This is a genomic window from Micrococcus endophyticus, assembly GCF_014205115.1.
Taxonomy (GTDB): Bacteria; Actinomycetota; Actinomycetes; order Actinomycetales; family Micrococcaceae; genus Micrococcus; species Micrococcus endophyticus.
Genome location: NZ_JACHMW010000001.1, coordinates 994,521 through 1,019,740 on the forward strand (window position 1 = coordinate 994,521; position 25,220 = coordinate 1,019,740).

Annotated in this window: 24 protein-coding genes, 1 tRNA gene, 1 other RNA gene and 1 pseudogene; 12 read left to right on the forward strand and 15 right to left on the reverse strand. The window is 74.4% G+C overall.

Going from position 1 to position 25,220, the window contains the following annotated elements:
- Positions 1-8: 8 nt before the first annotated feature.
- The 3 genes from HDA33_RS04505 to mptB (HDA33_RS04515) are packed head-to-tail and all read right to left on the reverse strand — an operon-like array spanning position 9 to position 4,845.
- On the reverse strand, positions 9-1,439 hold the full coding sequence (locus tag HDA33_RS04505) for a glycosyltransferase family 87 protein (RefSeq protein ID WP_338104247.1): 1,431 nt from the start codon (positions 1,437-1,439) through the stop codon (positions 9-11).
- Positions 1,436-3,193 (reverse strand): polyprenol phosphomannose-dependent alpha 1,6 mannosyltransferase MptB, encoded by a 1,758-nt coding sequence (gene mptB, locus HDA33_RS04510; RefSeq protein WP_338104248.1) that lies wholly within the window; start codon positions 3,191-3,193, stop codon positions 1,436-1,438. Before mptB (HDA33_RS04510) ends, HDA33_RS04505 begins: the two co-directional genes overlap by 4 nt.
- Entirely contained in the window at positions 3,190-4,845 is a 1,656-nt protein-coding gene (gene mptB / locus HDA33_RS04515) for a polyprenol phosphomannose-dependent alpha 1,6 mannosyltransferase MptB (protein WP_184171370.1), read from the reverse strand. The genes mptB (HDA33_RS04510) and mptB (HDA33_RS04515) overlap by 4 nt, the downstream gene beginning before the upstream one ends.
- Positions 4,846-4,934: 89 nt before the next feature.
- Between mptB (HDA33_RS04515) and orn the strand changes: the two genes are divergently transcribed.
- The 3 genes from orn to HDA33_RS04530 all read left to right on the forward strand — a co-directional run bounded on the left by orn (position 4,935) and on the right by HDA33_RS04530 (position 6,210).
- Positions 4,935-5,561, forward strand: coding sequence for an oligoribonuclease (gene orn, locus HDA33_RS04520; protein ID WP_184171372.1), 627 nt, complete (start codon positions 4,935-4,937; stop codon positions 5,559-5,561).
- Positions 5,562-5,663: 102 nt separating this feature from the next.
- Positions 5,664-5,736, forward strand: a tRNA-His gene (locus tag HDA33_RS04525).
- A gap of 168 nt (positions 5,737-5,904) precedes the next feature.
- Positions 5,905-6,210 (forward strand): antibiotic biosynthesis monooxygenase, encoded by a 306-nt coding sequence (locus HDA33_RS04530; RefSeq protein WP_158492602.1) that lies wholly within the window; start codon positions 5,905-5,907, stop codon positions 6,208-6,210.
- Here HDA33_RS04530 and HDA33_RS04535 read toward each other — a convergent pair.
- Together HDA33_RS04535 and HDA33_RS04540 are read right to left on the reverse strand one after the other, a co-directional pair.
- The gene (locus HDA33_RS04535; protein ID WP_184171375.1) at positions 6,126-8,162 is read right to left on the reverse strand and encodes a heavy metal translocating P-type ATPase; all 2,037 of its coding nucleotides are present in this window, start codon (positions 8,160-8,162) and stop codon (positions 6,126-6,128) included. The two genes, HDA33_RS04530 and HDA33_RS04535, sit on opposite strands and share 85 nt — an antisense overlap.
- 44 nt (positions 8,163-8,206) lie before the next feature.
- A complete protein-coding gene (locus tag HDA33_RS04540; RefSeq protein ID WP_017489200.1) occupies positions 8,207-8,437 on the reverse strand; it encodes a heavy-metal-associated domain-containing protein in 231 nt (76 codons plus the stop codon).
- Positions 8,438-8,600: 163 nt separating this feature from the next.
- On the opposite strand from HDA33_RS04540, the gene HDA33_RS04545 reads away from it, so the two are divergent.
- Positions 8,601-9,308 (forward strand): Crp/Fnr family transcriptional regulator, encoded by a 708-nt coding sequence (locus tag HDA33_RS04545; RefSeq protein ID WP_338104249.1) that lies wholly within the window; start codon positions 8,601-8,603, stop codon positions 9,306-9,308.
- Positions 9,309-9,400: 92 nt separating this feature from the next.
- Here HDA33_RS04545 and HDA33_RS04550 read toward each other — a convergent pair.
- Positions 9,401-9,796, reverse strand: a pseudogene (locus HDA33_RS04550) (alcohol dehydrogenase catalytic domain-containing protein); the annotation flags it as partial.
- A gap of 104 nt (positions 9,797-9,900) precedes the next feature.
- Here HDA33_RS04550 and HDA33_RS04555 point away from each other — a divergent pair.
- Positions 9,901-10,311 carry a four-helix bundle copper-binding protein gene (locus HDA33_RS04555; protein WP_184171378.1) on the forward strand — a complete coding sequence of 137 codons (411 nt, stop codon included), beginning with the start codon at positions 9,901-9,903 and terminating at the stop codon, positions 10,309-10,311.
- An 89-nt stretch (positions 10,312-10,400) separates the two neighbouring features.
- Positions 10,401-11,042 (forward strand): peptide deformylase, encoded by a 642-nt coding sequence (def, locus tag HDA33_RS04560; protein WP_184171383.1) that lies wholly within the window; start codon positions 10,401-10,403, stop codon positions 11,040-11,042.
- Positions 11,043-11,054: 12 nt separating this feature from the next.
- Here the strand turns inward: def and HDA33_RS04565 are convergent, their stop codons facing one another.
- Both HDA33_RS04565 and HDA33_RS04570 read right to left on the reverse strand, forming a co-directional pair.
- A complete protein-coding gene (locus HDA33_RS04565; RefSeq protein WP_184171386.1) occupies positions 11,055-11,960 on the reverse strand; it encodes a dihydrodipicolinate synthase family protein in 906 nt (301 codons plus the stop codon).
- Between the two features lie 85 nt (positions 11,961-12,045).
- Entirely contained in the window at positions 12,046-13,491 is a 1,446-nt protein-coding gene (locus HDA33_RS04570) for a glyceraldehyde-3-phosphate dehydrogenase (protein WP_184171389.1), read from the reverse strand.
- Between the two features lie 139 nt (positions 13,492-13,630).
- Here HDA33_RS04570 and rnpB point away from each other — a divergent pair.
- Both rnpB and HDA33_RS04580 read left to right on the forward strand, forming a co-directional pair.
- An RNA gene (gene rnpB, locus HDA33_RS04575) (RNase P RNA component class A) lies at positions 13,631-14,010 on the forward strand.
- Between the two features lie 31 nt (positions 14,011-14,041).
- Positions 14,042-14,818, forward strand: coding sequence for an N-acetylmuramoyl-L-alanine amidase (locus tag HDA33_RS04580; protein WP_184171392.1), 777 nt, complete (start codon positions 14,042-14,044; stop codon positions 14,816-14,818).
- Here HDA33_RS04580 and HDA33_RS04585 read toward each other — a convergent pair.
- Complete coding sequence (locus HDA33_RS04585) at positions 14,737-15,054, reverse strand: hypothetical protein (protein ID WP_338104250.1); 318 nt, start codon at positions 15,052-15,054, stop codon at positions 14,737-14,739. The genes HDA33_RS04580 and HDA33_RS04585 overlap by 82 nt on opposite strands.
- Before the next feature lie 177 nt (positions 15,055-15,231).
- Here HDA33_RS04585 and HDA33_RS04590 point away from each other — a divergent pair, with 177 nt between their 5' ends.
- Positions 15,232-16,041, forward strand: a complete 810-nt coding sequence (locus tag HDA33_RS04590; RefSeq protein ID WP_184171395.1) for a peroxide stress protein YaaA — start codon at positions 15,232-15,234, stop codon at positions 16,039-16,041.
- Positions 16,042-16,046: 5 nt separating this feature from the next.
- On the opposite strand, the gene HDA33_RS04595 is transcribed toward HDA33_RS04590, so the two are convergent.
- The 3 genes from HDA33_RS04595 to HDA33_RS04605 all read right to left on the reverse strand — a co-directional run bounded on the left by HDA33_RS04595 (position 16,047) and on the right by HDA33_RS04605 (position 18,867).
- Entirely contained in the window at positions 16,047-17,051 is a 1,005-nt protein-coding gene (locus tag HDA33_RS04595) for a reverse transcriptase-like protein (RefSeq protein WP_184171398.1), read from the reverse strand.
- A gap of 158 nt (positions 17,052-17,209) precedes the next feature.
- A complete protein-coding gene (locus HDA33_RS04600) occupies positions 17,210-17,944 on the reverse strand; it encodes a CT398-like coiled coil hairpin domain-containing protein (protein WP_184171401.1) in 735 nt (244 codons plus the stop codon).
- On the reverse strand, positions 17,941-18,867 hold the full coding sequence (locus HDA33_RS04605) for a Nif3-like dinuclear metal center hexameric protein (protein ID WP_184171404.1): 927 nt from the start codon (positions 18,865-18,867) through the stop codon (positions 17,941-17,943). The genes HDA33_RS04600 and HDA33_RS04605 overlap by 4 nt, the downstream gene beginning before the upstream one ends.
- 113 nt (positions 18,868-18,980) lie before the next feature.
- On the opposite strand from HDA33_RS04605, the gene msrA reads away from it, so the two are divergent.
- From msrA to epsC, 3 genes are all read left to right on the forward strand, one after another.
- Positions 18,981-19,553 carry a peptide-methionine (S)-S-oxide reductase MsrA gene (gene msrA, locus HDA33_RS04610; RefSeq protein ID WP_184171407.1) on the forward strand — a complete coding sequence of 191 codons (573 nt, stop codon included), beginning with the start codon at positions 18,981-18,983 and terminating at the stop codon, positions 19,551-19,553.
- 85 nt (positions 19,554-19,638) lie between these two features.
- Entirely contained in the window at positions 19,639-20,574 is a 936-nt protein-coding gene (gene cysK / locus HDA33_RS04615; protein WP_184171411.1) for a cysteine synthase A, read from the forward strand.
- 47 nt (positions 20,575-20,621) lie between these two features.
- Positions 20,622-21,209 (forward strand): serine O-acetyltransferase EpsC, encoded by a 588-nt coding sequence (epsC, locus tag HDA33_RS04620; protein ID WP_184171414.1) that lies wholly within the window; start codon positions 20,622-20,624, stop codon positions 21,207-21,209.
- 113 nt (positions 21,210-21,322) lie between these two features.
- Here epsC and HDA33_RS04625 read toward each other — a convergent pair whose 3' ends face one another.
- From HDA33_RS04625 to ppk2, 3 genes are all read right to left on the reverse strand, one after another.
- Positions 21,323-22,486: a M14 family zinc carboxypeptidase gene (locus HDA33_RS04625; protein WP_184171416.1), complete on the reverse strand. Its 1,164-nt coding sequence runs from the start codon at positions 22,484-22,486 to the stop codon at positions 21,323-21,325.
- Between the two features lie 68 nt (positions 22,487-22,554).
- Positions 22,555-24,117: an NADP-dependent phosphogluconate dehydrogenase gene (gndA, locus tag HDA33_RS04630; RefSeq protein WP_184171419.1), complete on the reverse strand. Its 1,563-nt coding sequence runs from the start codon at positions 24,115-24,117 to the stop codon at positions 22,555-22,557.
- An 80-nt stretch (positions 24,118-24,197) separates the two neighbouring features.
- Positions 24,198-25,112, reverse strand: a complete 915-nt coding sequence (gene ppk2 / locus HDA33_RS04635; RefSeq protein WP_158492588.1) for a polyphosphate kinase 2 — start codon at positions 25,110-25,112, stop codon at positions 24,198-24,200.
- Positions 25,113-25,220: the final 108 nt, after the last annotated feature.

The following is a 25,220-nucleotide window of genomic DNA, read 5'->3' on the forward strand; positions in this document are numbered from 1 at the left end:
CGGGCGGCTCACGAGCCCGACGTCGACCCCTCCGCCGGCTGCAGGCCGCGGCCGGCCGGGGGCAGCAGCAGCCGGTCCGGGGCGCCCGCGTAGACGCCGGCGTGCGGGTCCTCGGCCACGCCCGGGGCGATCGTCGGGGCGCCCTGGGCGAGCGCCGTGCGGCGCACCGGGTCGCGCGCGGGGTCGAGGATGTCCTTGACCACGGTGACCATGAGCCACACGAGCGCCACGATGTGCGCGACGATCCCCGAGGCGTACCAGGCGGTGATCCACCAGGCCCCGTCCGCGAACGCGCCGCCCGAGGTGATGCGCGCGGACTCCATCCACACGCCGCCCCAGTGGTACACCTCCACGGCCTGCCAGATCCAGAACGCGCGCCACCGCGGGGTCGCCAGGACCACCAGCGGGATCAGCCACATCACGAACTGCGGGGAGTACACCTTCCCCCAGAGCAGGAACGAGGCCACGATCAGGAAGCACAGCTGGGCCATGCGCGGCCGGTGCCGGGCGGAGAGCCCCAGCCAGGCGATGCCCGCGCAGCACAGGGCGAACATGCCGTTCTGCAGGGTGGAGAACGTCTCCCCGGACCAGCCGGTCCAGGCCAGGGAGAGCCAGGTCGAGGAGAACGAGACGGCCCGGTCCCCGGAGAACGTGTAGAAGCGGAACCACTGGTCGAAGGCCGTCAGCATGAACGGCACATTCACCGCGAGCCACGCGGCCACGCCGGCCGCCAGGGACGTGATCAGCCCGCGCCAGCGGCCCGTGCGCAGCGCCAGCACCAGGATCGCGCCGAAGAAGAACAGCGGGTAGAGCTTCAGGGCGGTGCCCAGCCCGATCAGCAGGCCCGCGAGCGTGGGACGGTGCGCCGTCCACGCCCACAGGGCCAGCGCCGCCAGCATGACCGCCCACAGGTCCCAGTTGAGCATCGAGGTGAGGATGATCCCCGGCGCCAGGGCCACCAGCAGCGCGTCCCGGGAGCGGCCGCGGGCGGTGTAGGCGGTGGCGATCACGAGGACCACCCAGCACAGCACCACGCCGACGGCGTTGACGTCGAAGTACGTCACGGTGCGCTCGTGCAGGTCCCCGGAGTCCGGCACCAGCCACATGGTCACGCCGGCGACGACGGCCAGCAGCGCCGGGTACTCCATCCATTGCTCGGGCGGCAGGGGCGTGTAGAAGGGGAAGTGGCCGTCCGAGAGCCCGCGCGTGGGGAACAGCTGCGCGAAGTCCGAGTAGCACATGTGCACGTGCACGCCCGGGGCGGCCCACCCGTTCACGCGGCACCACTGCTTGGTCAGCAGGCCGACGACGGCGGCCACGGCGGTGAGCCCCACGAGGATCCCGATCCAGCGGGGCCCGGGGCGCAGGGCGGCGGGGCTCGGCGGCGCGGCGGCGGAGCCGGTCCGGGTGTCGGCGGGGCGGCGGGGCTGCGAGGTCACGGTCTCTCCTGGGCGAGCGGGGCGGCGGCGGTCGGGGGCTGGGCGGCGGCGTCGGTCGGGGTCGGCGCCGGCGCGTCGGGCGGGGTCTCGGCGTCCGGGGCGGCGGCCGGCGGCCCCGGCGGCGCGCCGGGCTCCCGCGGCCCGACCGCCTCCCGGGGCTCGACGACCTCGCGCGGCGGGCGGCGCCGGCCGGGGAACAGCGGCGCGGTGGCCGGGTCGCGGACCACGATCCACGCGATCCCGGCGAGCACGACGACGGCGGTGAGGGCCCGGACGGCGGCCACCGGCAGCCACTGGGCCACCGAGATCTGGTCCACCACGCCCACGCCGGTCAGCAGGAGCACGGCCAGGGCGGTGACCCAGCCGAGCCAGCGCGGATGGTCCGCGCCCCACGGCAGCGGGCGCAGGGCGCACGCCAGCAGCGGCAGCACCCAGAGCAGGTACCAGGGCTGCACGATCGGGGCGGTCACCACCGCCACGAAGAGCACCGCGGCGGCGGCGGACACGGGCTCCGGGGCGCGCCGGCGCAGCGCCAGCCACGCGCCAAAGCCCAGGGCCGCGAGCGTCATGAGCGTGTAGAAGCCGCCGGCCACCGCCCGCGCGGGCAGGCCGGCGAGGCCGTCGGCGGCCGCGCCGAGCAGCAGCCCGAGGACCCCGACGGGGGCGTACGGGAAGGCGGCGTCGCCGCTGGTGAGCATGGCCGGCACCCAGCCGAACCAGAGCCTCGAGCCCGCGCCGAGGATCGTGAGCACGGCCAGGGCGATCGCCGCCGTCGTGATCCACGGGCCGAGCCGGTCCCGGCGGCGCAGGCCGGGATCGGCGCGGCGGAACCGGTCCCAGCCGGTGGGCAGCAGCAGCGCCACGAAGGGCAGCACGAGCGCGGTGAGCGGCTTGATGGCCACCGAGAGCGCGATCAGCACGATCCCCCACAGGGCGTGCAGGCGGCGGCGCGGCACGCGCACCATGAGCACGATGCCCGCCAGCATCAGCCCGGTCATCAGGGCGTCGTTGTGCACGCCGGCGATCATGTAGAGCAGGAAGAGGGGGTTGGCCACGCACACCCAGGCCGCCCACGCCCCGCACCGTCCGGATGCCTCGGCCAGCCGGGGCACCGCCCACAGGCACAGGGCCAGGCCCGCGAGCGCCAGCAGCCGGAACGCGGTGACGGAGAGCTCGATCTGTCCGCCGGTGACCCGCCAGATCGCCTCGGCGCAGAGCAGGAACAGCGGCCCGTACGGGGACGGGGACTCGGCCCAGATGGAGTCGGCGCCCTGCATGAACCAGCCCGGCAGCGCGGAGACGCCCTGCGTGTAGGGGTCCAGGCCGAGGGCGAGCAGGCGCCCCTGCTGCAGGTAGGAGAACACGTCCCGGGAGAAGATCGGCAGGGCGAGCATCAGCGGGGCGGACCACTGCCACGCGGCCCGGGAGACGAGCCGGCCGTGGCCCTCCCACCGTCCGCGCAGGGAGCGGCCGAGCACGAGCCACGCGCGCACCAGCAGCAGCGACCCGGAGGCCAGCAGCAGGGTGCTGGCGAGCACGCCGGGCAGGTTCACGCGCAGCGGGTTCAGGAGGGTGCTGCCGGAGAAGACCGATTCCGGGGTCATGGGCAGCCAGCCCACGCCCCAGGAGCCCACCATGATCAGCACGGCCGCCCACGTGCCCTGCCGCACGGCGACGGCGGGCTCGGGGGGCGCCGTCTCGCGCTCCGGCCGTCCGGGCGGGGCCGGCGTCGGCGCGAGGCCGGCGCGCCTCACTCCCCCGGCTCCGGGGTCCGCGGGGCGCGGCGCAGGCGGGCCAGCCCGGCGCGGACGGCGGGGCGGACGTGCCAGTGGTCCTTCACGAACCGGCTGGTGCGCCGGTCCACCACGAGGATCCAGGCCAGGCAGACGGCCGAGACGATCAGCGAGATCGCCTTGACCTGGTCCGCGATGGCCAGGAACTGCCACGTGAAGAGCTGGTCCGAGGCGCCGAAGGCGAGGAAGTAGCCCACGGTGAAGACGACCCACTTGATCTGCCAGTCGTCCCGGATGCCGATCACGGCGAAGAAGGGCAGCAGCCACAGCAGGTACCAGGGCTGGATGATGGGCGAGAGGATCACCAGCGCGGTGAACGCCCAGGTCATGCGCGTCATCACGCGGTCCTGGCGACCGAGGAACATCAGGGCCAGCACGATGAGCACGGAGAGCACGCGACCGGCCGTCTTGTAGACGCCCTCCACGGCCTGCTGGTCCGCGCCCTGGCCGACGAGCTCGCTGATCCCCACGGTGAGCAGGGAGAGCATGCCGATGGGGCCCCACGGGACCGTGCCGGTGCCGGTGCCCACCATGACGGCCACCCAGCCGAAGCCGAACCCGTTGAGGGCGCCGACCACGGACATGATCCCGAACGAGATGCCCGCGGTGAGGAACCAGAAGACGAAGCGCCGGATCCAGCCGGCGGTCGGGCCGGCCCAGAGCAGGCCGATGAACGGCAGCAGCACCAGGGTGATGGGCTTGATGCCCAGGGACAGGGTCACCAGCACGACGCCGGCCACGCCCCACGCGGCGGAGCGCGCGGGCGACTGGGGACGCAGCGGATGCCCGGCGCGCAGGGCGCACCACGTGCCGGCCAGGGCCAGGCCCACCATGAGGGCGTCGTTGTGGCCGGAGGCCACGAAGCTGATGGTGAAGAGCGGGTTGGCGGCGCTGACCCACTGCGCCCACGCCCCGTTGACGCGCAGGCGGCGGGCCAGCAGGGGGACGAAGACCATGATGAGCACCACGCCGGCCACGGCGACGAGGCGGAACAGGAAGATGGCCAGGTCCGGGTTCATGTCCCCGGACACGGCGACGACGGCCTGCTCGATCCACAGGAAGATCGGCCCGTAGGGGGTCTCCGAGTCCGCCCACGTGGCGTCCGCGCCGAGCTGGAACCAGTTGGACAGGGAGGAGATCGTGTCCTCGTACGGGTCCTGCCCGGCCACCATGAGCCGGCCCTGGCCCACGTACGCGAAGATGTCCCGGCTGAAGATCGGCAGGGCGAACACCTGCGGCAGGCACCACAGGGCGGTCGCCAGGTTCACGGTGCGCAGGGAGCCGCGGCCGAAGGGGCGCACGGTCTGGCCGAGCCGCAGCCACGCCCAGAACATCACCCAGCAGCCGAGCGTGAGCAGGATGGTCCCGACGATCACGCCGGTCTCCTGGGTGCGCCACGGGATCAGCCACTGCCACCGGTTGATGGGCGAGGCCGAGGCCAGCCAGCCGACGGAGAACGAGCCCGCCACCAGCAGGAGCGAGCCCAGGGTGCCGACGAGGATGGGCCACGTGTTCCCGCCCGCCACCTTGGGGTCGGCGCGCAGGCCGCCGACGCCGATGTGGGCCGGCCGGCCGGCCGTGGACCCGGACGGCCGCGGGGTCGTCACGCTCATGCGGCGGGGTCCTTCCGTGCTCTCAGGCGGGGCGCGCGCGGGCGCGGTGCGCACGAATCTACCACCGCCGCCCCGAGTAGCCTGGGGCCATGAGCGAGACGAGCACCCCCGCGCAGGAGAGCGCCCCCCTGGTCTGGATCGACTGCGAGATGACCGGCCTGCACCCCCACGTGGACGAGCTCGTGGAGGTGGCGGTGCTCATCACGGACGCCGAGCTGAACATCCTGGACGAGGGCATCGACCTGGTGATCCGCCCCTCCGAGGCCGCCCTCGCGCAGATGGACCCGTTCGTGCGGGACATGCACACCACCTCCGGCCTGCTGCCCGAGCTGGAGCACGGCCTCACCCTCGAGGACGCGACCGCACGGGTCATGGAGTACCTCACGGCGCGCGTGCCCGCAGGCAGGGCCCTGCTGGCCGGCAACACGGTGGGCCAGGACAAGCTCTTCTTGTCCGCGTACATGCCCGCCGTCGTCGAGCACCTCCACTACCGGATCGTGGACGTGTCCACCGTGAAGGAGCTGGCCCGCCGCTGGTACCCGCGGGCCTACTACCAGGCGCCCGCCAAGACCGGCGGCCACCGCGCCCTGGGCGACATCAAGGACTCCATCACCGAGCTGCGCTACTACCGCGCCGCCGTCATGGCCCCCTCCCCCGGCCCCACCTCCGAGGAGGCCCAGGCTATCGCCCGCGTGGTGGCCGAGGCGCAGGCCTGACCTCCCTCCCGAGGGGTCGGGGGCCGGATTCGGCGCCCCGGCCGAACTCGTGTACAGTGGAGCCCGCTGCGTCGCGCGGGGAGCCCCCGCAGGACGCGCATGGTGGGTGTAGCTCAGTCGGCAGAGCGTCTGGTTGTGGTCCAGAAGGTCGCGGGTTCAATCCCCGTCACTCACCCCGAAGGAAGGCCCGGAACCATGCGAATGGTTCCGGGCCTTCGCGCATCCCGGACACGCTCGCGGCGAGGGACGCCGGCGGCCGGGGTCGTCGCGGCCCTTCCCCGGGCGTAGCCTGGCGGGACGGTGTCGTCCAGGCGCCGCCCCCTCAGCGAAGGAGAGCCCCGCCGTGTCCGTCGTGAAGATCAACGCCATCACGGTCCCCGAGGGCGCCGGCCCCGAGCTGGAGAAGCGCTTCGCCGCCCGCAAGCACGCCGTGGACGCCGAGCCCGGCTTCGAGGGCTTCCAGCTGCTGCGCCCCACCGCGGGCGAGGACCGCTACTTCGTGGTGACCACGTGGGCCACCGAGGAGGACTTCCAGAACTGGAAGGGCGGGCGCATGCCCGCCGCTCACGCCGCCGAGTCCGAGGGGCGCCCGGCGCCCGTGGCCACGGGCGCGGAGCTGCTCGAGTTCGAGGTCGTCGACCTGGACTGAGCCGTCCGGGAGCCGCCTCGGCCGGACCCGGCGGCCGGCCGCAGCAGCCGCATCGCGTTGGCGATGACGAGCAGCACGGACGCCTCGTGGACGAGCATGCCGATCGACATCGTCACGCCGCCCGCGAAGACGCCGGCCAGCAGCGCCGCCACGGTCACGAGCGAGACGGCGATGTTCTGCCGCATCACGCCCACCGTCCGCCGGGCCAGGCCCAGGGCCTGCGGCAGCCGCTCGAGGCGGTCGCCCATCAGCGCGATGTCGGCCGTCTCGATCGCCACCCCGGAGCCGGCGGCGCCCATGGCCACGCCGATGTCCGCCGTCGCGAGCGCGGGGGCGTCGTTGATGCCGTCGCCGACCATGGCCACCACCCGGCCGCGGGCCTGCATGGCGGCGATCGCCTCGAGCTTGTCCTCGGGCAGCAGGGCCGCGCGCACCTCGTCCACGCCCACCTGACGGGCCACGGCGTGGGCCACGCCCGGCTGGTCGCCGGTGAGCATCACGACCTCCTCCACGCCGATCCGGTGCAGCCCGCGGATCATGTCCGCGGCCTCGGGCCGGACCGTGTCCGCCACGGCGAGCACACCGATCGGCATCCCGTCCACGGCGACGGCCATGGGCGTGCGGCCGGCCTCGGCCAGCCCGGCGGCGACCTGCTCGGCGCGGTCCGTGAGGGCCGCGTCCGCCTCGAGCCCGCGCAGCAGGGCGATCGTGCCCACGGCGATGCCGCGGCCGGCCACGCGGCCGGTCAGCCCGCGGCCGAGCACCACCTCCACCTCCGTGGCGAGGCCGGATTCGCCCAAGCCCCGCTCGCGGGCGGCCGCCACGACGGGCTCGGCGAGCGGGTGGTCCGAGGCCGCCTCGAGCCGCGCGGCCCAGCGCAGCACCTCGTCCTCGTCCTCGTCGGCCAGCACGACGACGTCGGTCAGCTCGGGGGTGCCCCAGGTGAGGGTGCCGGTCTTGTCCACGGCCACGGCGTCCACCTTCGCCGAGCGCTCGAGGAACTCCCCTCCCTTGATGAGCACGCCGTCCTTGGCGCCGCGGCCGATCCCCGCCACGATCGCCACGGGGATGGAGATCACGAGGGCGCCCGGGCAGCCGATGACCAGCAGGGTCAGGGCCAGGGGCACGTCCCGGGTGACCAGCCCCGTCACGAGCGCGAGCACCATGATCCCGGGGGTGTACCAGCGCGAGAACCGGTCCATGAACTGCTGGGTCCGCGCCCGTGCCTCCTGCGCCTCCTCGACGCGGTGGATGATGCGGGCGAGCGTGGTGTCCGCTCCCACGCCGCGGGCCTCGACGTGCAGCAGGCCGGCGGTGGCCACCGTGCCGGCGTAGACGGCGTCGCCGTCGGCCTTCTCCGCGGGCAGCGACTCTCCCGTGATGGCGGCCTCGTTCACGGCGCCCGTGCCCGCGAGCACCAGGCCGTCCACGGGGACGCGGGCGCCGGCCTTGACCAGCACCGTGGCCCCGGCGGGCACCTCGTGGGCGGCCACGGTGCGCTGGGAGCCGTCCGCCTCGAGCAGCACCGCGGTCTCGGGGGCCGTGGCGACGAGGTCGGAGAGGGCCGCGCGGGTCTTGGACAGGGTGGCGTCCTCGAGGGCGTGGCCGAGGGAGAAGAGGAGGGTGACCGCCGCGGACTCCCAGAAGTTGCCCAGCAGCGCGGCGCCGATCGCCGCGACGGCCACGAGCAGGTCGATGCCCACCGTCCGCACGCGCAGCGCCTGGACGGCGCCGACCACGATCGGCAGGCCCGCCACGACGGCGGCGGCGAGCATGAGCAGCGCCGCTGGCAGATGCCCCGTCCCGTGGGCGATCTGCTCCGGGGCGAGGACCAGCGACACCGCGATCAGCGCGGCGGCGGCCAGCGGCCGGCGCCACCGGGGGTGCAGCGGACGGTGCAGCCGGAGCCGCGCCGGGCGGGGGCCGGGGCGGGTCTGGCGTGAGGGGGACATGGGGTGCTCCGTTCTCGGGTCCGGGCGGGCGTGCGGGGGCGGGGTCAGAAGGCCGCGGGGCGGGCGGTGTAGCCGACCTTCGCGACGGCGTCCACGAGGTCCTGCACGCTGGTGCGCTCGGCGTCGTGGTCCACCTCGATGCGCTGGGTCTCGAAGGCGACCTTCGAGGCGCTCACGCCGGGCAGGCGGTCCAGGGACTTCTCGATCTTCTTCACGCAGGAGGGGCAGCTGAAGCCCTCGGCGCGGAGCAGGGTGTGGGTGGTGGCGGTGGTCATCGTCGTCTCCTCGTGCCTGGCGGGCGGCGGGGCCGCCCGCTCCGTGGGGCGGACCGCGGCTGCGGTCCGCCCGTCTCCCCGTCGAGGGGGACACCCTGAACGTACGAGGGACGGGGTCCACCCGCCTTGACCTGCGTCAAGCCGGATGTGGGACGCTGGCCGCGTGCGACGTCGAGAGCTGACCCTGACCCCCGTGGGGGGCGCGGCGGAGCCGTGCGCGGCGCGCGTGAGGCTGTTCGCCGGGCTGGACCGCGCCCAGCTGGAGCGCATCTCGGCGCTGGCCCGTCCCCGCGAGCTCGAGCCCGGCGAGCTGCTGCACGTGGCCGGGGCCCGCACGGGTCGGCTGAGCGTGGTCCACTCGGGCGGGCTCGCCCTGAGCACCGCCTCGCCCACCGGCCAGGAACGGGTGGTGCGGATGGCCGAGGCCGGCAACTCCCTCGGGGAGCAGGAGCTGCTCACCGGAGCGCCCAGCCCGTACGCGGCCCGCGCGGTGGCCCCGACCCGCCTGTGCACGTTCTCCCACGACGAGGTCCAGGAGCTGTTCGCCCGGCACCCGGGGATCGCGCGGCGGGTGATGCGCACCCTTGCCGTCCGGCTGGCCGAGGCGGAGCGCCGGCTGGCTCAGGAGCGACTGTCGGTGCCCGCCCGGCTCGCCGGCCACCTGCTCGAGCTGCCCGCCGTCCACGGCGAGGCGGGGCCGGCGGTGGCCCTCACCGCCCCGAAGAAGGACGTCGCCTCCCTGCTCGGCACCACGCCCGAGGCGTTCAGCCGCGCGCTGCGGCGCCTGGCGGACGACGGCGTGATCGCCGTGGACGGCCCGCGCGTCGAGCTGAGGGACCCCGAGGCCCTGGAGCGGCTGGCCGGCGGGTGACGCGCCGGGCCCGGCTCGGACGCGACCGGGCGGCCGGTCGACGGGTGTCGGTCGGCCGCCCGGACGGGTGCCGTGGGCGCGTCGCGGGTCGTGGCGGTCATGATCGCGGAGAGCCCCACGGGGCCGGCGCCGACCACGAGGAGCGTGTCCCCCTCGGCCACCTGGCCGAAGATCCAGCCGATGCCGCCCACGGTCTGGCAGTGCGAGGTCAGGCCGCGGCGGCAGTAGTCGCAGTCCATGCACGTGGTGACGCAGGAGACGATCACGCGGTCGCCGACCTTCACCTCCGTGCGCTCCGGGCCGACCTCCGTGACCACGCCGACGCCCTCGTGCCCGAGGATCCGGCCCTCGGTCACGGCCCGCACGTCGCCCTTGAGGATGTGCAGGTCCGTGCCGCAGATCGTGGTGGTCTCGATCGTCACGATCGCGTCCGTGGGGTCCTGGATCTGCGGGTCCGGGACCTCCTCCCAGCGCGCGTCGCCGGGACCGGGCCCTTCTGCCCGCCGCGCCCGAGGCGTACCGTGGCCGGCAGGGCGGCCCCGGACCGACCAGGGCGGCCCGATCGATCCGATCGAGGAGAGACGAGGACGCCATGACCAACCACGTGAGCGCGATGCTCGAGACCCACCCGAAGGACCTCGGCGGCGTCGACCGCCGGACGCTGGCCGAGTGCATCGAGGCCTGCCTCGCTTGTGCCCAGACGTGCACGGCGTGCGCGGACGCGTGCCTGTCCGAGGACATGGTGGCCGAGATGCGCCGGTGCATCCGGCTGAACCTGGACTGCGCCGACGTCTGCGGGGCCACCGCTGCGGTGCTGACCCGCCAGACGGGCGAGGACGCGTCCACCGTCCGGACCCTGCTCGAGGCCTGTCGGACCGCGTGCCGGGCCTGCGGCGACGAGTGCGCCTCTCACGCCGAGATGCACGAGCACTGCGCGGTGTGCGCGGAGTCCTGCCGGCGCTGCGAGCAGGCCTGCGCCGACCTGCTGGCCTCGCTCGGCTGACCGGCGGCGGCGCGGCGCGCGGCGGTAGGCTGGAGGCTCCCCCTCATCCCTCCACGCAGGCCCTCCCCCGGGCCGGGAAGCGCAGCGCCATGGCCTCCATCCGTCCCATCACCGTCTACGGCGAGCCCGTCCTGCACACGCGGGCGGCCGAGGTGGAGGTGATCGACGACGAGATCCGCGAGCTGATCGAGGACATGTACGTCACTCAGGAGGCCGCACACGGCGTGGGCCTGGCCGCCCCGCAGGTCGGGGTCGGGCTGCGGATCTTCACGTGGACGTTCCCGGACTCCGGCGACGCGCCGAACGTCGGCCACGTGATCAACCCCGTGCTGACCCACCTGGATAAGGCGCCGCGGGAGGACCCGCACGAGGGCGAGCACACCGAGGGCTGCCTCTCGGTGCCCGGGCTCGGCTTCCCCCTGCAGCGCCCGACCCGCGTGCGCCTGTCCGGCCAGCGCGTGGACGGGGAGATGTTCGAGTTCGAGGCCGAGGGCTGGTTCGCGCGCATCATGCAGCACGAGTACGACCACCTCAACGGCACCCTCTACGTGAACCGGCTCGAGGGCAAGTGGCAGCGGCGCTGGAAGCGCGCGCAGCGGGCCGAGCGACTGAACGTGCCCGGTGTGACGTGGCTGCCCGGTACCGACGAGGACCCCTTCGGCCACGACGCCGACGACCACGCGGACCACGAGCACGGCCGGGACTGCGACCACGGGCCTGAGGAGGCCTGACCGCCAGCCGGCTCAGTCCAGGCCCAGCTCCGTCACGATCGCGGCGCACCGGCCACGCTCACCCGCCGCCAGCGGCCGCAGCGGACGCGGCAGGCAGTCCACGTCCGCGAGGCCGAGGTGGGCGGCGACGGCGGCCATCACCCGCAGGGACCCGTGCGCGCGCATCATCGCCCACAGCGGCTCGAGGCGGGCCGTCGCGTCGCGGGCCCGGTCGCGCAGCGCCTCGTCCGCGGCCGCCGCGTCACGGGTCAGGGAGGCGGCGGTGCGGGGCAGGGTCCCGCCGAGGACGGAGTGCCAGGCGTCGCACCCGGCGAGCAGGCCAGCCGTCGCGACCGCGTCCCCGGAGATGCCCACGCCCGTCCCCGGCGGCAGCGCGGCCCGGATCCGGCCGACGCGCGCCCGGGTCGCGGCCTCGTCGTCCTCGGACCGGCCGGGGATCTTCACGTCGCGCACGGGCGCGGCGGCGGCCACGCGGGTGTACATGCGCTCGGTCATGGCCACGTGCGTCGTGGTCGGGTTGTCGTAGAGGACGACGGGCAGGCCGGTGGCCGCCCCGACGTCGGCGAACAGACCGACGACCTCGTCCTCCGTGAGCGGCTGGTAGGTCATCGCGGACAGCAGCAGCCCTGCGGCGCCCGCCGCGGCGGCGTCCTCGGCGTGCCGGACGGCGTCCTCGGTCCGCAGAGCAGAGACGCCCGCCAGCACCGGTACGGGGCCGGCCGCGGCGACGGCCCGCCGGACGGTCTCCGCCCGGTCCGCCCGGCCCAGGTACGCCCCGACTCCGGTTGAGCCCAGCACGGCGACGGCGTCGACGCCTGCGTGGACGGCCCGGCCGGCCAGCCGTTCGAGGGCGCCCGGATCGGGCCGCCCGTCCCGCAGCGGGGTCAGCAGGTACGCGTTCAGTCCGGGGAACTCCATGGGACAGGACTACCACGCCGGACCGGGTCGGCACACGACGACGGCCCGTCCCCTCTGCGGGGACGGGCCGTCGGTCATCGGCGGGTCAGGCCTTCGGGAAGGTGGGGACCTGCTGGCCCGCCATCTTCTCCACCACGCGCACCACCTGGTGCGAGTAGCCGTACTCGTTGTCGTACCAGACGTAGAGGATGGCGTTCTTGCCGTCGTTGTTCACGAGGGTGGCGAGGCCGTCCACCACGCCGGCGCGGTCCGAGCCGACGAAGTCGGTGGACACGACCTCCGGGGAGTCCACGTAGCCGACCTGGCCGCGCAGCACACCGGTAAGGGACTCCTGCTTGAGGCGGGCGTTGAGCTCCTCCACCGAGGTGGCCTTGTTCAGCTCGAGGTTCAGGATCGCCATGGACACGTCCGGGGTGGGGACGCGGATGGCGTTGCCGGAGAGCTTGCCCTTGAGCTCGGGCAGGGCCTTGGCCACGGCCTTGGCGGCGCCGGTCTCGGTGAGCACCATGTTCAGGCCGGCGGAGCGGCCGCGACGGGAGCCCTTGTGGAAGTTGTCCGTCAGGTTCTGGTCGTTGGTGTAGGCGTGCACGGTCTCCACGTGGCCGTGGTCGATCCCGTAGTCGTCCTGGATGACCTTGAGCACCGGGGTGATGCCGTTGGTGGTGCAGGAGGCGGCGGAGACGATGGTGTCCTCGGGGGTGATGTCGTCCGAGTTCACACCGAACACGATGTTCTTCATCTCGCCCTTGCCCGGGGCGGTGAGCAGGACCTTCTTGACACCCTTCGCCTGCAGGTGCTGGGAGAGGCCCTCGTCGTCGCGCCAGCGGCCCGTGTTGTCGATGACCAGGGCGTCCTTGATGCCGTGGGCGGTGTAGTCCACGGTGGTGGGGTCGTTCGAGTAGATGACCTGGATCTCGGTGCCGTTGGCGGTGATGACGTTGCGGTCCTCGTCCACCACGATGGTGCCGTCGAACGGGCCGTGGATGGAGTCGCGGCGCAGCAGGGAGGCGCGCTTGACGAGGTCGTCCTCGGAGTTCTTGCGCACGACGACGGCGCGCAGGCGCAGCTTGGAGCCGCCGCCGGCGTGGTCGAGCAGGATGCGGGCCAGCAGGCGGCCGATGCGGCCGAAGCCGTAGAGGACGACGTCCTGGGGCTCGCCCAGGCCCTCGCCGCCCTTGCCCTTGACCTCGGCCAGCTCGGCGTCGAGGAAGGCCTGCACGTCCTGGCCGGACTCCTTATGGCGCGCGGCCAGCTCGGCGAGGTCCACGTTCGCGGCGCCCAGGTCCATGGCGGCCATGGCCTCGACCAGCGGGTAGGTGGCCGCCACGCTCAGCGGCGCGTCCTGGACGCGGCGGGCGTAGCGGTGGGCCTTGATGATGTCGATCACGCCGCGGTTCACGAGGGAGCGCCCGTAGATCGAGGTGACCACGTTGTTCTCCCGGTACAGGCTGCCCAGCAGGGGCACCATCCTCTCCGCGAGCTCCTGCTGCGTGTTCCACTCGGGGGTCTGGGTCGAGGCGGTGTCTGCCACGCGAGTCCTTCCTTGAGACCTGGGGCCCGTCCGGGCAGGCCCGTCCCCCGACCTCGTCGTCGGCGGACGGTGTCCATCCTATGCGAGCGGGGCGCTCCGCGGCCGTCGTGGGAGCCGGTGCGTAGAATGGTCGGCCGGGACGGATCAGCGGACGGCCGCGTGCCCCCTTCACGGAGGGTGCGAGGAAAGTCCGGGCACCGCAGAGCAGGATGGTGGGCAACGCCCACCCGGGGCGACCCGCGGGCCAGTGCCACAGAGAGAAGACCGCCCCCGCGTCCGCGCGGGGGTGAGGGTGAAAGGGTGGTGTAAGAGACCACCAGCGGCCTCGGTGACGGGGCCGGCTAGGTAAACCCCATCCGGTGCAAGGCCGAACAGGACGCGTCACGAGGGCTGCTCGCCCCAGCGTCCGGGTTGGCCGCTCGAGCCCGTCAGCAATGGCGGGCCCAGATGGATGGCCGTCACCCCGCGCGGGGCAACGCGCGCGGGGCACAGAACCCGGCTTACAGCTGATCCGTCCCACCCCACGTCCCGCCCCCACCAGGAGTCCCCCATGGCCGTCCCGATGCTCACCGGCCTCGAGCGGGCCCTGGCGGCCACCGGCCTGCCCGTGCGCACGGTCCCCGGCTGGCGCACCCGCTCGGGCTTCTCCGCCGGCTACCGGGAGATCGTGGGCACGGTCCTGCACACCACCGAGTCCGACGACGAGGAGTTCGCCTCGCGCGCGGGACGGCCGGCGGACCTGGGCTCACTGGCGGCCCTCGACGGCGGCGAGGACGCCCCCACCCTGCGCCACGCCGCGGACGCGGACGGCACGCGGGGCGCCCACACCTACGCCGTGCTGATCGGACGCCGCGAGGCGCTCTACCTGATCGCGGCGGGGCCGGGCTGGCAGGCCGGCCACGGCGCCTGGCCGCGGCGGACGCTCGGGCGCAACCCCGGCGTCCCGGACGACATGGCCAACCTCCACACGATCGGCGTGGCCCTCGACGCCAACGAGCACGGCCACCCGCCCACGCAGTTCCAGCTCGACGCCCTCGTGCGGGTGCTCGTGGCCCTCGACGAGGAGTGGGGCGAGCGGCTGGCCGTCATCATGCACGGCGAGTGGCAGCCGCCCGGGGCCCGCCACGGCGAGGGGCGCACGGACCCCACCGGCATCCCCGGCGGCTGGGAGGCCCTGCGCGCGGCCCGCGACCGCGGCGCCTGGACGCCGGCCTCGCCCGACGGCGGCCCGCAGACGGGCGCCGGTCAGAACCCCTCGTCGTCGCGGATGCGCTCGAAGTCCAGCTCGATGACGTGGTCGCGCTCCCTCTTCTCCAGGAGGCGGTAGCCGTAGGACTCGGCGATGGCCACGACCTTCGCCGGGGTGGGCCGGCGCCGGTCCCGCGGCCACTCGAGGGTCACCCGGTCCTGCCCCGTGAAGGTGCGCTCGCGCAGGCGCAGCTCCACCTCCGAGGCCTGGGTGCGCTCCCGTCCGCTGGAGCGGATCCCCACGATCATGGCGACCACGATCACCGCCAGCACGAAGGGGAACACGACGCCGAACACGTTCATGGTGGTGATCACGGGGCGGCTCCTGGTGTCGGGGACGGCGGATGGTCGGGAGGGCCGGTCCCGGGGGAATGCCCCGGGCGGCGCTGCGGCGCGGGCGCGGGGAGGGCCCGGGCCGACCCCACCACTGTGCCAGGTTCCGGGGGCCGAGGCGCGGCCCGTCCCCGTCCGTGCCCTGACTAGGCTGGTCCGGTGCTGATCCTGCTGCCACCCTCCGAGGGCAAGACCGCCCCCCGCTCCGGCGCCCCGCTGCGCCTGGAGGACCTCGCCCTCGCCGAGCACGACGCCGTCACCGCGGCCCGCCGCGACCTGCTCGCCCGCCTCGCCGAGGCATCCGCCGCACCGGACGCCCTCGAGACGCTGGGGGTCGGGGCCTCCCTGGCCGGGGAGGTCGCCGCGAACACGTCCCTGGCCACGGCCCCGGCGGCCCCCGGGCACCGGGTCTTCACGGGCGTGCTCTTCGACGCCCTCGACCACGCCTCCCTCTCCCCCGGCGCCAAGCGCCGCGCCCGCGACGCGGTCCTGGTGTTCTCGGCCCTGTTCGGGGCCACCGCGCTGGCGGACCGGATCCCGGCGCACCGGCTCTCGGTGGGCGCCCGGCTGCCGGGGCTGCCCGGCCTGGCCGCGCACTGGCGGCCCGTGCTCGCCCCGGCGCTGGACGCGGTGGCGCAGGCCGACGGCGACCCGATCGTCGACTGCCGCTCCGGCGGCTACGCGGCCATGTGGAAGGCGCCGGCGGAGCGGACCGCCACGGTGGACGTGTTCCAGCTGCGCGGCGGGGAGCCCACCGTGGTCTCCCACTTCGCCAAGCACACGCGCGGCCTCGTGGCCCGGGCGCTGCTCGAGGCCGGGGCCCGGGCGACCGGCGCCCTGGACCGGGCCGCGGAGGTGGTGGCGGCGGCCGGCGCCGGCGACGTCGAGGGCCGCCGCTGGGACGTCGAGCTCGTCGCGCCGAGCGGCGCGAAGCCGGGCTCGCTGCGGGTCGTCCTGCCGGAGGCCTGAGCCACTCAGTCCTCGACCGCGACGAGCTCCACCTCGAAGCCGTCCGGAGCCTCGAGGTACGCGGCGTAGTGGTCCGCGCCCCCGGCGTGCGGGTGGCGGTCGGCGAAGAGCAGCCGGAAGCCGCGCTCCCGGGCGGCGGCGGTGAGCTCGTCGACGCGGGCCCGGGTGCCGGCGCGGAACGCCAGGTGGTTCAGGCCGGGGCGGGTGCGCTCGTGCGCGCCGCCGACGACGTCGGGGCCCGACTCCAGCACGATGTACTCTCCCGCGCCCTGGTAGGTGCGGCCCTCGGCCCAGCCCTCGCCGGGCACGTAGCCGAGCTCGCCGAGCAGCCAGCCCAGGCCCGCCTCGGCGGCGGTCAGGTCGGCCACCCACACCTCCACGTGGTGCAGCCGGCCCGTAGGCGTCGGCGCCTGCGGCGCGGCGGCGTCCTGCCCGTCGGCGTCGGGGGCCTCCGCCTCGACCGCGCGGGCGTCCGCGTCGGCCTCCAGCACCGGCTCGTCCGAGGACTCCTCGGCCCGGCCGGCCGCCGCCGAGCGGGCCGGTGCGGCGGGCGCGCTCACGGGAACCTCGGAGGCCCCGGCGTCCCACTGCCCGCCGCGGGCACCGGCGTCCATGGCCTCGTTGGAGAGCCGGTCGGCGTCCTTGTTGCGGTTGCGCGGGATCCACTCGTAGGTGACGCGGTCGGCGGGCAGCACGGCCCGGGCCTCGGCGGCGAGCCGGCGCATGTCCTCGTGCTTGATCTTCCAGCGCCCGGACATCTGCTCCACCACGAGCTTGGAGTCCATGAGCACGTGCACGCGGGCCTCGGGGTCCAGGTCGCGGGCCATCCGCAGCCCGGCCACGAGGCCGGAGTACTCGGCCACGTTGTTGGACGCCCTGCCCAGCGGGGCGGCGTCGGTCATCAGGATCTCGCCGGTGTCCGGGTCGCGCACGAGCGCCCCGTACCCGGCCACCCCGGGGTTGCCGCGCGAGCCGCCGTCGGCCTCCACCTGTAGGACTCGTCCGCTCACCGTGGGCCTCCTCGTGGGTCGTGGGCCGGGGGTGCGCTCCGGCGTCCGTGGTCCGCGCCCGGGCGGCGCGGCCCACCACTCTACCGACCGCTCAGGGGGCCTTCCGGCAGCTCCGCGGGGCCGGCCGGCCGCGGCCCCCGCGGTGCCCGGCGGCGGTCTCAGCCGCGGACGAGGATGGCCCCGGACTCCGGGCAGCGCGCGACGGCGGCCGGCGGCAGGGCCTCGATGCGGGCGACGTCCGCCGGGGACAGCTCGGTGCCGGAGGCCTGCGAGCGTCGGCCCACGAGGCGGGCGGCGCCGATGCCGCCGTTGCGCTCCCGCGCCTTCTCGTAGAGGGCCAGGAGCGGGGCGGGGAAGACGGCCGCGAGCGCGGTGCGGCGCTGGGTGAGGTCGCGGCCCCGCTGGGTCACCACCTGGCCCTCGCGCCGCACCTCGGCGGCCCGGGCGTCGACCTCGGCCCGCGCCTGCTCGAGGGTCTGGCGGGCGGCGGCGAGGCGGGACTCGGCCTCGTCCGCGGCCTCCATGGCCTCGAGGGCGGCCCCCTCGTGCTCGTCGAGCAGGGCGGTGAGCGTGTCGTCCTCGTGCTGCATGGCCTGCAGCTCCTTGGACCCGCCCTGCCCCGCCTCGAGGCGCTCCCGGGTGCGGTCGCGTCGGGCCCGCGTGGCGGCGGCCTTCTCGGAGGCCTCGGCCCCGGCCCGGTCCGCGGTGCGCGCCGCGTCCTCGAGCTCCGGCAGCGCGTCCTCGAGCTCCTGTGCCCGGGCACGCAGGCGGGCGTGCTCCGGGTCGGCCTTGAGGCGGCGGATCTGCGTCCGGGCCTGGTCCAGGGCGGTGTCCAGCTCCTGTAGCTCCAGCAGTCGGGCCTGGACGGCCGGCTGTGCGGTGACCTCGCTCACGGGCGGCTCCTCTCGTCGTCGGGCGCGCCCCCCACGAGGAAGTCCCAGGGGTCGCTGCGGTGGTCGGAGAACAGGGAGTCGGCGTGCAGCCCGCGCGCCCGCAGGGCGTCGCCGAGCGCCCGGGCGCCGTGCTCGAGCCACAGCGACTCGCTCGCCCAGTGGGACACGTCCACGAGGGCGGGCCGCCCGTCCGTCAGGGCCGCGGTCTCGCGGGCCTCCGAGGCCGGGTGGTGGCGCAGGTCGGCGGTGACGTACACGTCGGCGTCGGCCGCGCGGACGGCGTCGAACAGGCTGTCGCCGGCGCCCCCGCAGACGGCCACCCGGCGCACCCGCTGGGCCGGGTCCCCGGCCACGCGGACGCCGCCGGCCGTGGCGGGCAGGGCGGCGTGCACGGTGCGGGCGAAGGCGGCCAGGGTGGTCTCCTCGGTGAGCTCGCCGACGCGCCCGATGCCCTCCGCGCCGTCCGCGCCGGCGGCCGGGACCAGCGGCGCGAGCTCGACGCTCACGCCGACCGCGCGGGCGAGCACGTCGGAGACGCCGCCGACGGCCGAGTCGGCGTTCGTGTGTGCGGCCACGAGGCCCACGCGGTGCTCGATCAGCGTGTGGAGCAGGCGCCCCTTGGCGGCGGCCCCGTGGCCGAGCGCGGCCACCGAGCTGGCCCCGCGCAGGAGCAGCGGATGATGGGTGACGACCAGGTCCACGCCGCGTGCGACCGCCTCGTCCGCCACCGTCTGCACCGGGTCCACCGCCCACAGGATGCTGCGCACGCTCGCCTCGCCCCGCCCGGCCACCGGGCCGACGGCGTCCCAGGACTCCGCCAGCTCCCGCGGCCACAGCTCCTGGACGACCTCGAGCACCTGCGCCAGCGTGGGCGGGGCGAGGTCGGCGTCCGGAGGGGAGGAGGCGGCGGGCGGCGTGGTCATACCGGCCATGATGGACCACCCCTCCCCTGCGCGCACGACCCGGCCGACCTCGCCCGCGGGGCCGCCCGCCGTCGTCGGGAATGAAATCCGCCGGGCCGGTTGCTGTGCCTGCCATGACCGACTCCCCCCGCACCGAGCCCACCGGCGCGCCCGCCGACGTCCGCGAGCTGACGCTCGCCGGCGGCTGCTTCTGGTGCCTCGACGCCGTCTACCGTCGCGTGCGGGGCGTGCTCGCCGTCGAGTCCGGCTACACCGGAGGCGACGACCCCGCCCCGAGCTACGAGTCCGTGTGCACCGGGACCACCGGCCATGCCGAAGCGGTCCGAGTGCGCTTCGACGCCGCCGTCGTGCCGCCCGAGGTGATCATGGACCTGTTCTTCACCGGCCACGACCCCACGTCGTTGAACCGCCAGGGGGCCGACGTCGGCACCCAGTACCGCTCGGCCGTCTTCGCCCACGACGAGGCCGAGGCCCGGTTCTTCGCGGACGAGATCGCCCGGGCACAGGCGAACTATGACAGCCCCATCGTCACACGCGTCGAGCCGGCGTCCGCGTGGCACCCGGCTGAGGATATTCACCAGGACTTCTACGCGCGGCGTCGTTCCAACGGATACTGCCGTGTGGTCATCGATCCGAAGCTCGCGAAGGTGCGCCGGAACTACTCCGCGTGGCTCGTGGACGCCTGAGCGGCGCCGCGGCTCGATAGCCTGAAACAGGAACACCCACCCGATCGCCCGCGCCCCGAGGCGCCCCACCCCCGGAGGTAACACCATGGCCCGCATCCTCGACGACATCACCCAGGCCATCGGCGGCACGCCGCTGGTCCGCCTGAACCGCCTCGCCAAGGACCTGCCCGGCGACGTCGCCGTCAAGGTGGAGTTCTACAACCCCGCCAACTCCGTGAAGGACCGCATCGGCACCGCGATCGTGGACGCCGCCGAGGCCTCCGGCGAGCTGACCCCCGGCGGCACCATTGTGGAGGGCACCTCCGGCAACACCGGCATCGCCCTGGCCATGGTCGGCGCCGCCCGCGGCTACCGGGTCATCCTGACCATGCCGGAGACCATGTCCACCGAGCGCCGCGTGATGCTCAAGGCCTTCGGCGCCGAGATCGTCCTCACCCCCGGCGCGGACGGCATGCGCGGCGCCCTCGAGCGCGCGCAGCAGATCGTGGCCGGCACCCCCAACTCGATCTGGGCGCGGCAGTTCGCCAACCAGGCCAACGTGCAGGCGCACTACACCGGCACCGGCCCCGAGATCTGGGACGCCACCGAGGGCGCCGTGGACGTGTTCGTGGCGGGCGTGGGCACCGGCGGCACCATCACCGGCGTCGGCCGCTACCTGCGCGAGCAGAAGCCGGACGTCCGCCTCGTCGCCGTCGAGCCCGCCGACTCCCCCATCCTCTCCGGCGGCCAGGCCGGCCCCCACAAGATCCAGGGCATCGGCGCGAACTTCGTCCCCGAGATCCTCGACACCGAGCTCTACGACGACGTCTACGCCGCCTCCCTCGAGGAGTCCATCGAGACGTCGCGCACCCTGGCCACCCAGGAGGGCATCCTCGGCGGCATCTCCACCGGCGCCATCGTCTCCGCCGCCCTGAAGGAGGCCGCCAAGCCGGAGTCCGAGGGCAAGCTGATCGTCGCCGTCGTCTGCGACTTCGGCGAGCGCTACATCTCCACCGCCCTCTTCGAGGACATCCGCGGCTGAGCGCCGCGCCCGACCGCACCGAACGCTTCGACCCGAAGGGGCCGCCCGTGGGACTGCTCGCCCGCATCAAGGAAGACCTGGACAACGTCCGCAGCCACGACCCGGCCGCGCGCGGGGACCTCGAGGTCGCCCTCGTCTACTCGGGCCTGCACGCCGTGTGGACGCACCGGATCGCCCACCGGATGTGGCGGCACGAGCGCCTGCGGATGCCCGCGCGCATCCTCTCCCAGGCCACCCGCGCCGCCACGGGCATCGAGATCCACCCAGGCGCCACGATCGGCCGCCGGTTCTTCATCGACCACGGCATGGGCGTGGTGATCGGCGAGACCGCCGAGATCGGCGACGACGTCATGCTCTACCACGGCGTGACGCTCGGCGGCCGCTCCCTGGCCAAGGTCAAGCGGCACCCCACCCTGCGCGACGGCGTCGTGGTGGGGGCCGGCGCCAAGATCCTCGGCCCCGTGGAGATCGGCGCGGGCTCGGCGGTGGGCGCGAACGCGGTGGTGGTCAAGGACACCCCCGCGAACGCCATCGCCACCGGCATCCCGGCGACCTACCGGCTGCGCAGCTCCCCCGCGGAGGACAAGCCCCTGGTGGACCCCGCCGAATACGTGGACCCGGCCATGTGGATCTGAGCCGGCGGGGCGCGTGAGACGCGCCCCGCCGACGGACGGCGGCCCTCCGCGGAGTCGAAGGACTCTGCGGAGGGCCGCCTTCTGCGTGGCCGGAGAGCCGGGCGCGGTCCGGCTCAGGCCGGGATGAGACCGGCGTAGTCGGTGGAGTAGTACTTCACCGGGGTGTGCGGGATCCGGTCCCACACCGCCGGGTCCACCTGCTGCACGGCGCCGGTGGCCATGCCGTCCAAGGCCGCCGTCACCGCCAGCACGTTCTGCTGGACGAGCTTGCCGCGGGCCTTGTGGCCGAGGCTGTTCGTGTTTCCCGACGTCTCGAAGAAGATCGCGACGTTCGAGTGCCCCGTGGGGTTCAGCCCGTTCCAGTCCAGGCCCATCATCATCGCGGAGACGACGCCGCCGTGGATGTCGATCACCGTGTTCTCGCCGACGTCGTAGCGGTCCGTGCTGATGTGCCCGCGGTGCAGGGTCTCCAGCCAGACGTGGCCGGCGAGCTGACGTGCCAGGCGGTCGTACTCGCCGCCGCGGATGCTCGGCAGGGTCGGTCCGCCGGGGGCGAGGGAGACGCCGAGGGACAGCGTGACGTCCTCGCCCGTGACCCAGTCCTGCTTGAGCCACTGGTGGTGGATGTCCAGGGCGAACTCGGGCTTGACCATGGTCCAGTACTCGTACCAGGCGCGGGACTCCCGCGCCTGGAAGCGGCCGACGCCCCAGTCGCGGTTGAGGTCCACGGTGCGCGGGCGCCCGCGGCCGTCGAGCAGCGGCGCGTCCGCCTCGCGGTCCCAGAGGGTGGTGCCTCGGGTGTTCGCCTCGGAGCCGTCCGGGTTGTACATGGGGATCACGTGGACGGTGAACTCCTCGCGCATCCGGCGGTAGGCCGGGGAGCCGTTGCCGCCCAGCGAGGCGAGGACGTCGAGGGTCGCGTCCAGGCCGTAGGGCTCGTTGCCGTGGATCCGGCCCTGCAGCCAGACGTGGCGCGGGCCGTGGCCGACGAGCGCCACGTAGAGGTCCCGACCCTGCTCGGAGTGCGCCTCGGCCGTGCCGACCTCCGCCAGGGTGGCCACGCGGATCGCGCCGCGGGAGGTCCGCTCGAGCTTGCGCAGCTCGCGGAGCATGTCCGCCAGGTCGCGGATGGCGGCCAGCGGCGGGGTGTCGGACGGGGTGGGCATCGAGCCGGCCGCCTGCGCGGCGGGCGCGGCCACGAGCGGCAGGGCGACGGCGGAGGCGAGGACGCCCAGGGCGCCGCGGCGGGACAGGGACGGGGAGGTGAGAGGGCTCATGCGCCAGAGGGTAACAGGGGGCGTGACGCAGATCACGCGGGGCCCGTGAGGGCCCCGCGCGGTCCGGCTCAGTCCTGCGTGGGGTCGCCCTCGGCCGGCTGCGGCATGACCACGGGCACGCCCTCGCCGTCCACCTCGGTGCGGTCGCCGGACCACAGCGTGTGGAACGAGCCCTCGCGGTCCACGCGCAGGTAGGTGTGCGCGCCGAAGTAGTCGCGCTGGCCCTGCACGAGAGCGGCGGGCAGGCGGTCGGCGCGCAGGCCGTCGTAGTAGGCCAGGGCGGAGGAGAACACGGGCACGGGGACGCCGGCGGCGACGGCGGCGCCCACCACGCGGCGCCAGGCCGGCAGGGCCTCGGCGATCGCCTGGGCGAACTCGGGGGCGAACAGCAGGTTCAGCGGCTGGCCCTCGGCGCGCGTGCCCGGCTCCGGGTGGCGGGCGGTGTCCCGGCCGCCGAAGGCCTGCATGATCACGTCGAGCAGGTCGGCGCGGATGATGCAGCCGTCCCGCCACAGCGAGGCGATGGTGCCCAGGTCCAGCGACCAGCCGTACTCCTCGGCGGCGGCGGCGAGCATGTCCATGCCCTGCGCGTAGGCCACGAGCTTGGAGGCGAACAGCGCCTGGCGCACATCCTCCACGAATGCGTCCGTGTCCGTCACCGCGGGGACCGCGGCCTCGTCCACGCCGGCCTGCAGAACCTCGCGCGCCGCGGCGCGCACCTCGCGCTGGGAGGACAGGGAGCGGGCGAAGACGGACTCGGCGATCGCTGCCACCGGGGAGCCGACGTCGAGCCCCGAGATGGCGGTCCACCGGCCGGTGCCCTTCTGCCCGGCCTCGTCCACGATCACGTCCACGAGCGGGCGGCCCGTGGCCGCGTCCACCTGGGCGAGCACCTCGGCCGTGATCTCGATGAGGTAGGAGGCAAGGTCGGTCTGGTTCCACGCCGTGAACACCTCGGCCTGCTCGGCGGGCTCGAGGCCGCCCACGCGGCGCAGCAGGTCGTAGGCCTCGCCGATGACCTGCATGTCCGCGTACTCGATGCCGTTGTGGACCATCTTCACGTAGTGGCCGGCGCCGTCCGTGCCGACCCAGGCGCAGCACGGCTCCCCCTCGAACTGAGCGGAGATCTTCTCGAGCATCGGGCCGAGAGCCTCGTAGGACTTCTCCGGACCGCCGGGCATGATCGCCGGACCGTGCAGGGCACCCTCCTCGCCGCCGGAGACGCCGACGCCCACGAAGTGCAGGCCCTTCTCGGCGAGGGCCGCCTCGCGGCGGCGGGTGTCCTCGTAGTGGGAGTTGCCGGCATCGATGACGATGTCGCCCTCGTCCAGCAGGGGGACGAGCTGGTCGATGACGGCGTCCACGGGGGCGCCCGCCTTGACCATGATGAGCACCCGGCGCGGCACGGCGAGGGACTGCACGAGCTCGGCGAGCGTCTCCGTCGCCACGAACGCGCCCTCGTCGCCGTGCTCGGCCACAAGCTGGTCCGTGCGGGCCCGACTGCGGTTGTGCAGGGCCACCGTGTAGCCGTGGCGGGCGAAGTTGCGGGCGAGGTTGGCGCCCATCACCGCCAGGCCCGTGACGCCGATGTCGGCCGTGCCGACGGGGACGGTGGTGGTCTGCTCGGTCATCGCGGGTGGCCTCCTGTGGCTCGGACGGTGGGACGGGCCGTGCCGGACACGGACCCGCCCCCAGCCTACGTCGACCGCGGTCAGTCTCCCACGGCGTCGCGGCCGCGGCGCACGATCAGCGGGTCTGGGGTGCCGACGACCTCGTGGTCCTTGCCCTCGTACTCGAACTGGGACAGGAAGTAGCGCATCGCGTTGAGGCGGGCCCGCTTCTTGTCGTTGGAGCGGATGGAGATCCACGGGGCGTGGTCCGTGTCCGTGTGGAGGAACATGGCCTCCTTGGCCTCCGTGTACGCCTCCCAGCGGTCCAGGGACTCGAGGTCCATGGGCGAGAGCTTCCACTGGCGGACCGGGTCGATCTGACGGATCGCGAAGCGCGTGCGCTGCTCGGTCTGGGTGACGGAGAACCAGAACTTGGTGAGGTGGATGCCGTCGTCCGCGAGCATCTTCTCGAACAGCGGCACCTGGTTCATGAAGCGGCGGTACTGCTCGTCCGTGGAGAAGCCCATCACCCGTTCGACGCCGGAGCGGTTGTACCACGAGCGGTCGAACAGCACGATCTCGCCCGCCGTGGGGAAGTGCTGGATGTAGCGCTGGAAGTACCACTGGCCGAGCTCGCGGTCCGAAGGCTTGTTGAGGGCCACGACGCGGGCGGTGCGGGGGTTCAGGTGCTCGGTGAAGCGCTTGATGGTGCCGCCCTTGCCGGCGGCGTCGCGGCCCTCGAACACGATGATGTGGCGCTGGCCGGTGTCCTCGCCCCAGTACTGCAGCTTGAGCAGTTCGATCTGCAGGCGGTACTTCTCCAGCTCGTACTCCTCGCGCGTCATGCGCGTCTCGTACGGGTAGTCCTCCTTCCACGTCTCCACGGCGCGGCCCTGCGGATCGATCAGGTCGGGATCGTTGGTGTGACCGTCCGAGACGGTGTAGCCGCCGTCGCGCAGCTTGTCGATGAACTCGCGGAGGTTCTCGCGGGGGGCGTCGGGCTGCAGCAGCTCCATGGTCCGTCTCCTTCACTGGGTGCGTCACCGTGCCCGTCCGTCCCCCTCCTCGGTACGACGGCGGCGGGCCGCGGCCTGTGCTCTTCCCACCATTATGGGCGCGCGGCG